Raw genomic sequence first — 11,139 nt, 5'->3', positions numbered from 1 at the left:
CGGCTTGCGGGCCAGGCCGAGCTTGTTGGCATTGCGTGCCAGCAGGCCGGCGGCAATCACGTTGCGCGGGTTGCTGGTGTTGGTGCAACTGGTGATGGCGGCGATGATCACCGCGCCGTCGGGCATTTGCCCCGGCACGTCATCCCACTGGCCGGAGATGCCCTTGGCCGCCAGGTCGCTGGTGGCGACGCGGGCGTGGGGGTTGCTCGGGCCGGCCATGTTGCGCACCACCGAGGACAAATCGAAGCTCAGGCCACGCTCGTATTGCGCGCCCTTGAGGTCGTCCGCCCACAGGCCGGTGTGGCGAGCATATTGCTCCACCAGGGTGACTTGTTCGTCTTCACGGCCGGTGAGCTTGAGGTAGGCGATGGTCTGCTGGTCGATATAGAACATCGCCGCCGTGGCGCCGTATTCCGGGGCCATGTTGGAGATGGTGGCGCGGTCGCCCAGGGTCAGCGCGGAGGCGCCTTCACCAAAGAACTCCAGCCACGCACCCACGACCTTTTGCTTGCGCAGGAACTCGGTCAGCGCCAGCACCATGTCCGTGGCGGTGATGCCCGGTTGCAGCTTGCCCGTCAGCTCCACGCCAACACTTTCCGGCAGGCGCATCCACGAGGCGCGGCCGAGCATCACGCTCTCTGCTTCAAGGCCGCCAACGCCGATGGCGATCACGCCCAAGGCATCAACGTGAGGCGTGTGGCTGTCGGTGCCGACGCAGGTATCCGGGAAGGCCACGCCGTCACGTACCTGGATCACCGGAGACATTTTCTCCAGGTTGATCTGGTGCATGATGCCGTTGCCCGGCGGGATCACGTCGACGTTCTTGAAGGCCTTTTTGGTCCACTCGATAAAGTGAAAACGGTCTTCGTTGCGACGGTCTTCGATGGCGCGGTTTTTCTCGAACGCCTGCGGGTCAAAACCACCGGCTTCGACGGCCAGGGAGTGGTCGACGATCAGTTGGGTCGGCACCACCGGGTTGACCTGGGCCGGGTCACCGCCTTGCAGGGCGATGGCATCGCGCAGGCCGGCAAGGTCCACCAGGGCGGTCTGGCCGAGGATGTCGTGGCATACCACGCGGGCCGGGAACCATGGGAAATCGAGGTCGCGCTTGCGTTCGATCAGTTGGCTCAAGGAGGCATTGAGGGTTGCGGGGTCGCAGCGACGCACCAGGTTTTCCGCGAGTACGCGGGAGGTGTACGGCAGTGTGGCGTAGGCGCCGGGGGTGATTGCATCGACTGCCGCGCGGGCGTCAAAGAAATCGAGGCGGCTGCCGGGGAGCGGTTTGCGGTGTTCAGTGTTCATCGTCAGGACTCGGTCACGGTAGTTGCAAAAGGAAGAACCGTTGCTGATCCAAGGTGGAATGCGATCAAAATGTGGGAGCGGGCTTGCTCGCGAAAGCGGTGTGTCATGCAACACACATGGCGACTGTCACACCGCCTTCGCGAGCAAGCCCGCTCCCACCTTTTTGATCCGGTTTCACCCCAAGATCAGCGGTTTCTCCACTCAGCGACGTTCGATTGGCACGAACTTGCGCTGCTCAACGCCGATGTACTCGGCGCTCGGACGGATGATGCGGTTGTTGGCTCGCTGCTCGAACACGTGAGCTGCCCATCCTGTCAGCCGCGAGCAGACGAAAATCGGGGTGAACAGCTTGGTCGGGATGCCCATGAAGTGGTACGCCGAGGCATGGTAGAAGTCGGCGTTGGGGAACAGTTTCTTCTGCTCCCACATGGTCTTGTCGATGGCTTCGGAAACCGGGAACAACACGGTGTCGCCCACTTCGTCGGCGAGTTTTTTCGACCAGGCCTTGATCACTTCATTACGCGGGTCGCTGTCTTTATAGATCGCGTGGCCAAAGCCCATGATCTTGTCCTTGCGCGCCAGCATGCCGAGGGTGCCTTCCACCGCTTCCTGGGCGGAAGAGAAACGCTCGATCATCTCCATCGCCGCTTCGTTGGCACCACCGTGCAACGGGCCACGCAGGGAGCCGATGGCGGCAGTCACGCAGGAATACAGGTCCGACAGGGTCGACGCACACACGCGGGCGGTGAAGGTCGAGGCGTTGAATTCGTGCTCGGCGTAGAGAATCAGCGACACGTTCATCACCTTGACGTGCAAGTCGCTGGGCTTCTTGTCGTGCAGCAGGTGCAGGAAGTGCCCGCCGATGCTCGGCTCGTCGGTCACGCAGTTGATGCGCTGGCCGTCGTGGCTGAAGCGGTACCAGTAGCACATGATCGCCGGGAACGCGGCGAGCAGGCGGTCGGTCACGTCGCGCTGCACGCTGAAGTCTTTCTCCGGCTCGATGTTGCCCAGGAACGAGCAACCGGTGCGCATCACGTCCATCGGGTGCGCGTCGGCGGGGATGCGTTCCAGCACTTCTTTCAGCGCCTGGGGCAGGTCGCGCAGTTTGCCGAGCTTGGCGGTGTAGGCGGCCAGTTCGGCTTTGGTCGGCAGTTCGCCGTAGAGCAGCAGGTAGGCGACTTCTTCAAACTGGGCATCGGCGGCGAGTTCGCGCACGTCGTAGCCGCGATAGGTCAAGCCGGCACCGGCCTGGCCCACGGTGGACAGTGCGGTCTGCCCGGCAACCTGGCCACGCAGGCCAGCTCCACTGAGTACTTTTGCTTCGGCCATGGTTATCTCCAATCTTTTAGTTATTAGTGAGGCGCTCGCGTTACTTCTTGGCGGCGAACAGCGCGTCGAGCTTCTGCTCGAAGGTGTGGTAGTCGATGCGATCGTAAAGCTCCATACGGGTTTGCATGGTGTCGATCACGTTCTGCTGGGTGCCGTCGCGACGGATCGCGGTGTAGACGTTCTCGGCGGCCTTGTTCATGGCGCGGAAGGCCGAGAGCGGGTACAGGACGATGGAAACATCCGCAGATTTCAGTTGATCGACGGTATAGAGAGGTGTCGCACCGAATTCGGTGATGTTGGCCAGGATCGGCGCTTTCACGCGAGAGGCGAACAGCTTGTACATCTCAAGCTCAGTGATGGCTTCCGGGAACACCATGTCGGCACCGGCCTCGATGCAGGCGGCGGCACGTTCCAGGGCGGATTCCAAACCTTCCACGGCCAGTGCGTCGGTGCGGGCCATGATCACGAAACTGTCATCGGTACGCGCATCCACCGCAGCCTTGATGCGGTCGACCATTTCCTGCTGGGACACGATTTCTTTGTTCGGGCGATGGCCGCAACGCTTGGCGCCCACCTGGTCTTCGATATGGATCGCCGCCGCGCCGAACTTGATCATCGACTTGACGGTGCGCGCCACGTTGAACGCGGAGGAGCCGAAACCGGTGTCCACGTCCACCAGCAGCGGCAGGTCGCACACGTCGGTGATGCGGCGCACGTCCGTCAGCACGTCATCCAGGCCGGTGATGCCCAGGTCCGGCACACCGAGGGAGCCGGCAGCCACCCCGCCACCCGACAGGTAGATCGCCTTGAAGCCGGCGCGCTTGGCCAGCAGCGCATGGTTGGCGTTGATCGCGCCGACTACCTGCAACGGGTGCTCGCTGGCAACCGCGTCACGGAAACGCTGGCCTGGAGTGGTGTTGTTATTGGAACTCATGACTCACCTCGTGATTGGGGAGCGCCGTCCGGGAAGTGACGGGCAATGTTGCGTTTGGAGGCGCCGATATGCCGGCGCATCAACAACTCGGCCAGTTCACCGTCGCGATCGGCAATCGCGTCAAGAATGCGGTGATGCTCGGCAAAGGCCTGGCGTGGACGATTGGGGGTGGCGGAGAACTGGATGCGGTACATGCGCACCAACTGATACAGCTCGCCGCACAACATTTGGGTCAGGGTGCGATTACCGGCGCCTTGAATTATCCGGTAATGAAAATCGAAGTCGCCTTCCTGCTGGTAGTAGCCGACACCGGCCTGGAAGGCCGCATCGCGCTCGTGGGTGTGCAACACCTGGCGCAGCTCTTCGATCTCGGCGTCGGTCATGCGCTCGGCGGCCAGGCGGCAGGCCATGCCTTCCAGGGATTCGCGGATTTCGTAGAGTTCGATCAGTTCTTCATGGCTCAACGAGACCACTCGCGCGCCCACATGGGGGATGCGCACCAGCAGGCGCTGGCCTTCCAGGCGATGAATCGCCTCGCGCAGCGGGCCACGGCTGATGCCATAGGTGCGCGCCAGTTCCGGCTCGGAGATCTTGCTGCCGGGGGCGATTTCGCCCTTGACGATGGCGGCCTGGATACGCCGGAAGACGTTCTCGGACATGGTCTGGGAATCGTCTTGGGCCATCACTGGGGTTTCCAGTTGATCCAGCATATTGTCGACACCTTTAAAAGCAATGCCGCAAAAACTAGCCAATCAGCCCCGGATAGTCAAAGAATAAATACACATTGTCGACAATCGTCTAATAACCCGCCTTGCACTCTATCGGGGCATGGCCGGCTGCCAGCGCTGGCGCCAGAAAACCTTCATGTTAGAATGCCGGCCACTTTTGCCTCACATCCCTGGATGAAAAGGCGCACGAGGGAGCTTGCGCAGCAATGCCAGTCGCCTTGAATTGAACATCGCACTGCACCGCGTCAGGATTTATGAGACTCAAGCCCTTCCCCCTTTTGCTTCTACTGTTTATCCCGGGCCTTGGCGTTGCTGCCGAGAAGACCGTTTATGGACTCAATGAATACGCCAAGTTGGCCGGCATTGACCTGGAAGTGGCCGCCAAGCTCGACACCGGCGCCAAGACCGCGTCCTTGAGCGCCCGCGACATCAAGCGCTTCAAGCGCAACGGCGAGTCCTGGGTGCGCTTCTACCTGGCCATCGACACCGCACACTCCCACCCCATCGAGCGTCCCCTGGCCCGCGTGAGCAAGATCAAGCGCCGCGCCGGTGACTACGACCCCGATGAAGACAAGAACTACACCGCCCGTCCAGTCATCGCCCTGGACATCTGCATGGGCACCGCTTTACGCAGTATCGAAGTGAACTTGACTGACCGCAGCGCCTTCCAATACCCGCTGCTGATCGGCTCCGAAGCGCTGAAACGCTTTGATGCGCTGGTCGACCCCAGTCTTAAATACGCGGCGGGCAAACCTGCCTGCGCCTCCGACGCTCATACCGCTGAGTAATTTGAATGCGCTCTCTTAATCTGCACCTGAAAATCCTGATCGCCGTTTTGGTGGTCTTGGGCATTTCGGTCACCGCCTATCAGATTTTCGTGCTGGGGATTCCTGTCACCGAGGACGCCACCGACGACCTGTGGAACATCGACGCCAAGGTCGAGTTCGTCGCCAGCGCCAAGGACCCGGTGAAAATCCAGATGTTCGTGCCGCCCCTGAGCCGCGACTTCGTCAGCCTGAATGAAAGCTTTATCTCGAATAACTACGGCGTCAGCGTCAACCGCCTCGACGGCAACCGCAAGGTCACCTGGTCGGCACGCCGGGCCAAGGGCAACCAGACCCTCTACTACCGCCTGGTGCTGACCAAGCGTTACAGCGGTGAAAAGGTCAAGGTCAAGGGCCCGACCTTCCGCGACAGCATCGCCGTCGAAGGCCCGGAAAAAATCGCCGCCGAAGCCCTGCTGGCGCCGATCCGCCAGCACTCGGCCGACGTCGAGACCTTTATCAGCGAAGCCATCAAGCGCACCAACAACCTCAACGACGACAACGTGAAGCTGCTGCTGGCGGGCGACCCGTCGACGCCGCACAAGGCCAAGATCGTCGAGTTGCTGCTGTCCATCGCCCACGTGCCGGTGGAAAAGGTCCACACCATCCGCCTGGTGGCCGACCAGCCGCAAACCCCGGAACTCTGGCTGCGCAGCTTCAACGGTAATGACTGGCTGTACTTCAACCCCGACACCGGCGAGCAAGGCCTGCCGGCCGACCGCCTGCTGTGGTGGACCGGTGATGAAAACCTGATCACCGTCGACGGCGGCAAGAAGGCCATGGTGACCTTCAGTCTCAACAACAGCGAAATGAACGCGATTCGCCTGGCCAAGCTGACGGACGAAAACACCGACGCCAACTTCCTCGAGTACTCGCTGTACGGCCTGCCGCTGCAAACCCAGCAGACCTTCATGATCATGGTGATGATCCCGATTGGCGTGCTGGTGATCCTGATCCTGCGCAACCTGATCGGCCTGCAGACCCTTGGCACATTTACCCCGGTGCTGATTGCCCTGGCGTTCCGAGAGACACAGCTGGGCTTCGGGATTGTGCTGTTCACCATTATTACGGCGCTGGGGCTGTCGCTTCGGTCTTACCTGGAACACTTGAAGCTGCAGATGCTGCCGAGGCTCTCGGTGGTGCTGACCTTCGTGGTGGTGCTGATCGCCGCCATCAGTCTGTTCAGCCACAAGCTCGGCCTGGAGCGCGGGTTGTCGGTGGCACTGTTCCCGATGGTGATCCTGACCATGACCATCGAACGCCTGTCGATCACCTGGGAAGAACGCGGTGGCGGCCATGCGATGAAAGTCGCGATCGGCACGCTGTTCGCCGCGTCCCTGGCGCACATCATCATGAGCGTGCCGGAACTGATCTACTTCGTGTTCACCTTCCCGGCGATCCTGTTGATCCTGGTGGGCTTCATGCTGGCCATGGGTCGTTATCGCGGCTACCGCCTGACCGAACTGGTGCGTTTCAAGGCCTTCCTCAAGGCTGACTCGTAATGTTCGGCTTCTGGAAGACCTGGAAGGCCCTGGAAGCGCGGGGGATCATGGGCATCAACCGGCGAAATGCCGACTACGTGCTCAAGTACAACAAGCGCAGCCTGTATCCGATCGTCGATGACAAGATCATCACCAAGGAACGGGCCATGGCCGCCGGCATCCACGTGCCGGAAATGTACGGGGTCATTTCCACCGAGAAGGAAATCGACAAGCTCGACGAGATCATCGGCGGGCGCAGCGACTTCGTGATCAAGCCGGCCCAGGGCGCCGGTGGTGACGGTATCCTGGTGATCGCCGACCGTTTTGAAGGGCGCTATCGAACGGTCTCCGGCAAGATCATCAGCCATGAAGAAATCGAGCATCAGATTTCCAGCATCCTCACCGGCCTGTATTCCCTCGGCGGCCACCGTGACCGCGCGCTGATCGAATACCGGGTGGTGCCCGACCAGATCTTCAAAAGCATCAGCTACGAAGGCGTACCGGACATCCGCATCATCGTGCTGATGGGCTACCCGGTGATGGCCATGCTGCGCTTGCCCACCCGCCAGTCCGGCGGCAAGGCCAACCTGCACCAGGGCGCGATTGGCGTGGGTGTCGATCTCGCCACCGGCCTGACCCTGCGCGGCACCTGGCTGAACAACATCATCACCAAGCACCCCGACACCACCAATGCGGTGGACGGCGTGCAACTGCCCAACTGGGACGGTTTCATGAAGCTCGCCGCCGGCTGCTACGAGCTGTGCGGCCTGGGCTATATCGGCGTGGACATGGTGCTGGACCAGGAAAAGGGTCCGTTGATCCTGGAACTTAACGCTCGCCCGGGGCTGAACATCCAGATTGCCAACGACTGCGGCCTGACCTTGCGCACCCATGCCGTGGAGGCTCGATTGGAAGAGCTGAAGGCGGCGGGCGTGACGGAAACACCGGAGGAACGGGTTAAGTTTGTGCAGGAAATGTTTGGGCATATTCCGGCGGTCGAGGGATAAACCCAGTGACCTGCTCCGTACACCCGCTGCCCTACCGGGCCAACCCTGCCGAATACTTTGCAGCAATCCGCCATGCGCCCGGCGCGGTGCTGCTGGACAGTGGCCGACCGGCGGCCGAGCGCGGCCGTTATGACCTGCTGAGCGCCTGGCCCGAGACGACCCTGGCGGTACTGCCCGACGAAAGCGGCAGTGATTTCCTGCAGCGCCTGCGGGAAAACCTGACGTTGCTGGGTGAAGCCACGATCCCCGCGCCCTACGAACTGCCGTTTGCCGGTGGCCTCATCGGCTACCTGAGCTACGACTTCGGTCGCCATCTGGAACAACTGCCGCACCTGGCGGTGGACGACCTGCACCTGCCGGATGCACGCTTTGGCCTGTACGCCTGGGCCTTGATCAGCGATCACCAGGCGCAGACCAGCCAACTGGTGTTCCACCCCAAACTGGCGGAAAGCGAACGGCAACGCCTGATTACCTTGTTCGGTCAGCCGACCATCAGCGCATCGGCCACCTTCAAGCTGCAAGGCCCAATGGCCCCGGACGTGACAGCCGACACCTACAAACACGCACTCGCCCGCATCCAGGATTACATCCAGGCGGGTGACTGCTACCAGGTCAACTTTGCCCAACGTTTCCGTGCCCCGTGCAGTGGCGATCCGTGGGTGGCCTACTGCGCCTTGCGCGAAGCCTGCCCGACGCCGTTTTCCGGGTTCCAGAGCTTGCCGGATGATGGCGCGGTATTGAGTTTATCGCCGGAGCGCTTCGTCAAAATCAGCCAGCGCCAGGTGGAAACCCGCCCGATCAAGGGCACCCGGCCAAGGGGGGCGACGCCCGAGGAAGATGCAGCCAACGCCGCTGAATTGCTGGCCAGCCCCAAGGATCGTGCCGAAAACCTGATGATCGTCGACCTGCTGCGCAACGACCTGGGCCGCACCTGCCGCACCGGCTCGGTGAGGGTCCCGGAGTTGTTCAGCCTGGAAAGCTATCCAAATGTGCATCATCTGGTGAGCAGCGTGACCGGCGAATTGGCCGACGATAAAGACGCCCTCGACCTGATCGCCGGCAGCTTCCCCGGCGGCTCCATCACCGGCGCACCGAAGATTCGCGCGATGCAGATCATCGACGAGCTGGAGCCAACCCGGCGCGGGTTGTATTGCGGTTCGCTGGTGTATCTGGACGTGCGCGGCGAGATGGACAGCTCCATCGCCATTCGCAGCCTGTTGGTCAAGGATGGTCAGGTGTGCTGCTGGGGCGGCGGCGGGATTGTCGCGGACTCGGAGTGGCAGGCGGAGTATCAGGAGTCGATGACCAAGGTGCGGGTGTTGTTACAAACCTTGGAAAGCCTGTAGCACCCAGCCCCTTCCTGGCTCGCTGACGTAGAGCCACGCAGCAGAAAAGACCTGAATCAGTACCGAAGTAGACGGGGTCGAAGCCGGAGGATAGCGTCCGGTTTCAACCGTCCACCAGCCGTCTGTGAAGGATCACATGAAACGACTGCCTACTTGTCAGGAAAGATTTCCGAGATTGCATCTGCCCTCAACCGCACCTATTATCTCCCAAATTGGGAGGTCACAGCGATGCGGATAATCGCTCTGTCTGGCCTACGAATATTCTGGGAAAACCACCCTGGTTGCATGGATGCCAAAACGCCGCTGGTCGAGCTGTATCGCCATATGGAAAAAGCTGTTTACCCAACCCCTCAGGCCCTCAAGGCAGAGCTAAGGACAGCGAGCATTCTCAAAGGGGGCCGGGTTGTGTTCAACATAGGCGGCAACAAGTATCGAGTGATCATGGCGATCAATTATCAGCGACAGCTTGCGTTCATACGCTTCGTGGGGACCCACGCGCAGTACGATCAGATCAATGCGGAGACCGTGTGATGAACATCAAACCCATTCATTCCCAGGAAGACCTGACCGCTGCGCTCGCGCGCGTCGAACAGCTATGGGAAGCGGAAATCGGCTCGCCCGAGGGTGACGAGCTGGAAATTCTCGCGATACTTATCGAAAAGTACGAAGCGGAGCATTTCCCAATGCCGCCTTCGGATCCCGTCGAAGCGATTAAATTTCGAATGGAGCAACTAGGCCTGACCGCCCGTGACCTGGAGCCTTTCATAGGTCCGAGCGGGCGGGTTTCCGAAGTGTTGAATCATAAGCGCAAGCTGAGCTTGTCGATGATCAAACGCCTGCATGAAGGCTTGCGCATTCCTTATGAGAGTTTGCTGGCAGGGGTCTAGGCTGTGCAGTGGCCATACCGGCCCCATCGCGGGCAAGCCCGGCTCCCACATGGGAGCGCGGTCAACATGTGGGAGCTGGCTTGCCTGCGATGAGGCGTCAGCCACGCCAAATAACTTACAGGCTCAACTGCCGATTCGACGCCTTGATGAACTCTTTCTTCAAATCCTCAAACGTATGCACCGCCGGGAACTGCGGGAACTCGCGAATCACGTTCTCCGGCGCGTGGAACAGAATCCCACGGTCGGCCTCACCCAGCATGGTGGTGTCGTTGTAGGAATCACCGGCGGCAATCACGCGGTAGTACAGGGTCTTGAAGGCCAGCACCGACTGACGCTTGGGATCTTTCTGACGCAGCTGGTAGCTCACCACCCGGTCATTTTCGTCGGTGATCAACCGGTGGCACAGCAAGGTCGGGAAACCCAGTTGGCGCATCAGCGGCTGGGAGAACTCATAGAAGGTGTCAGACAGGATCACCACCTGGAAGCGCTCGCGTAGCCAGTTGACGAACTCGATGGCGCCGTCCAGCGGCTTGAGGGTGGCGATCACTTCCTGGATGTCCGAGAGCTTCAGCCCATGCTCATCAAGAATGCGCAGGCGCTGTTTCATCAGCACGTCGTAGTCGGGGATGTCCCGGGTGGTGGCCCGCAAGGATTCAATACCGGTTTTTTCGGCGAAGGCGATCCAGATTTCCGGAACCAGCACCCCTTCCAGGTCGAGACAGGCAATTTCCACAAGACACTCCCATTTAAAGTTATTGAGTTGAGCGAGCAAAAGGACTGCCGAACTCTAGCGATTCACGCTGGCCGCCGCAACGCAGGCGGGATTTTGTTACCATCGCCCCCCTATAGAGCGCTCAGCGCCACTGACCTGTAGGAACCGTCCTGATGAACCAAGCCTTCAACGTCGCTGAACTCGCCGCGACTTACGCCAACAAATCCGCCCAGGACATTCTCAAGCTGGCCTTCAGCCAGTTTGGTGACGACCTGTGGATCTCTTTCAGCGGTGCCGAGGACGTGGTGCTGGTAGACATGGCCTGGAAGCTGAACAAGAACGTCAAGGTGTTCAGCCTCGACACCGGTCGCCTGCACCCGGAGACCTACCGGTTTATCGAGCAGGTGCGTGAGTTCTACAAGATCGACATCGAACTGATCTCGCCGGACCAGAGCAAGCTGGAACCCTTCGTCAAGGAAAAGGGCCTGTTCAGTTTCTACAAGGACGGCCATGGCGAGTGCTGTGGCGTGCGCAAGATCGAACCGCTGCGCCGCAAGCTGTCCGGTGTGAGCGCCTGGGCCACCGGCCA

General features: G+C 60.8%; 12 protein-coding genes. 7 read left to right on the top strand and 5 right to left on the bottom strand.

The window, feature by feature from the left end; translation table 11 throughout:
* The 4 genes from HX846_RS22705 to HX846_RS22690 form a co-directional block, all read right to left on the bottom strand.
* Window positions 1-1,302: aconitase family protein (locus tag HX846_RS22705; RefSeq protein ID WP_256739854.1), on the bottom strand; the 1,302-nt coding region annotated here is incomplete at its 3' end.
* A 201-nt stretch (window positions 1,303-1,503) separates the two neighbouring features.
* Window positions 1,504-2,631 carry a 2-methylcitrate synthase gene (gene prpC, locus HX846_RS22700; RefSeq protein ID WP_008432675.1) on the bottom strand — a complete coding sequence of 376 codons (1,128 nt, stop codon included), beginning with the start codon at window positions 2,629-2,631 and terminating at the stop codon, window positions 1,504-1,506.
* A gap of 40 nt (window positions 2,632-2,671) precedes the next feature.
* On the bottom strand, window positions 2,672-3,565 hold the full coding sequence (gene prpB, locus HX846_RS22695; RefSeq protein WP_003214976.1) for a methylisocitrate lyase: 894 nt from the start codon (window positions 3,563-3,565) through the stop codon (window positions 2,672-2,674).
* Window positions 3,562-4,275, bottom strand: coding sequence for a GntR family transcriptional regulator (locus HX846_RS22690; protein WP_008432676.1), 714 nt, complete (start codon window positions 4,273-4,275; stop codon window positions 3,562-3,564). Before HX846_RS22690 ends, prpB begins: the two co-directional genes overlap by 4 nt.
* 272 nt (window positions 4,276-4,547) lie before the next feature.
* Between HX846_RS22690 and HX846_RS22685 the strand changes: the two genes are divergently transcribed.
* The 6 genes from HX846_RS22685 to HX846_RS22660 all read left to right on the top strand — a co-directional run bounded on the left by HX846_RS22685 (window position 4,548) and on the right by HX846_RS22660 (window position 9,838).
* Window positions 4,548-5,081 carry an ATP-dependent zinc protease gene (locus HX846_RS22685; protein WP_023659091.1) on the top strand — a complete coding sequence of 178 codons (534 nt, stop codon included), beginning with the start codon at window positions 4,548-4,550 and terminating at the stop codon, window positions 5,079-5,081.
* A gap of 5 nt (window positions 5,082-5,086) precedes the next feature.
* Window positions 5,087-6,619 carry an inactive transglutaminase family protein gene (locus HX846_RS22680; protein ID WP_003214971.1) on the top strand — a complete coding sequence of 511 codons (1,533 nt, stop codon included), beginning with the start codon at window positions 5,087-5,089 and terminating at the stop codon, window positions 6,617-6,619.
* Complete coding sequence (locus HX846_RS22675; RefSeq protein WP_003214969.1) at window positions 6,619-7,605, top strand: alpha-L-glutamate ligase-like protein; 987 nt, start codon at window positions 6,619-6,621, stop codon at window positions 7,603-7,605. The genes HX846_RS22680 and HX846_RS22675 overlap by 1 nt, the downstream gene beginning before the upstream one ends.
* A 5-nt stretch (window positions 7,606-7,610) precedes the next feature.
* A complete protein-coding gene (gene pabB / locus HX846_RS22670) occupies window positions 7,611-8,951 on the top strand; it encodes an aminodeoxychorismate synthase component I (RefSeq protein ID WP_178966128.1) in 1,341 nt (446 codons plus the stop codon).
* A gap of 228 nt (window positions 8,952-9,179) precedes the next feature.
* On the top strand, window positions 9,180-9,482 hold the full coding sequence (locus HX846_RS22665) for a type II toxin-antitoxin system HigB family toxin (RefSeq protein ID WP_177067726.1): 303 nt from the start codon (window positions 9,180-9,182) through the stop codon (window positions 9,480-9,482).
* Window positions 9,482-9,838 carry a type II toxin-antitoxin system HigA family antitoxin gene (locus tag HX846_RS22660; RefSeq protein ID WP_087695204.1) on the top strand — a complete coding sequence of 119 codons (357 nt, stop codon included), beginning with the start codon at window positions 9,482-9,484 and terminating at the stop codon, window positions 9,836-9,838. The genes HX846_RS22665 and HX846_RS22660 overlap by 1 nt, the downstream gene beginning before the upstream one ends.
* 115 nt (window positions 9,839-9,953) lie before the next feature.
* Here HX846_RS22660 and thrH read toward each other — a convergent pair whose 3' ends face one another.
* Complete coding sequence (gene thrH, locus HX846_RS22655) at window positions 9,954-10,571, bottom strand: bifunctional phosphoserine phosphatase/homoserine phosphotransferase ThrH (RefSeq protein ID WP_010176441.1); 618 nt, start codon at window positions 10,569-10,571, stop codon at window positions 9,954-9,956.
* A 152-nt stretch (window positions 10,572-10,723) separates the two neighbouring features.
* On the opposite strand from thrH, the gene HX846_RS22650 reads away from it, so the two are divergent.
* A partial coding sequence (locus tag HX846_RS22650; RefSeq protein ID WP_178966127.1) for a phosphoadenosine phosphosulfate reductase family protein occupies window positions 10,724-11,139 on the top strand: 416 nt, incomplete at its 3' end.

The sequence above is a fragment of the Pseudomonas sp. K5002 genome (assembly GCF_013386655.1).
GTDB lineage: Bacteria > Pseudomonadota > Gammaproteobacteria > Pseudomonadales > Pseudomonadaceae > Aquipseudomonas.
This window is presented reverse-complemented; position numbering and strand designations above follow the sequence as displayed.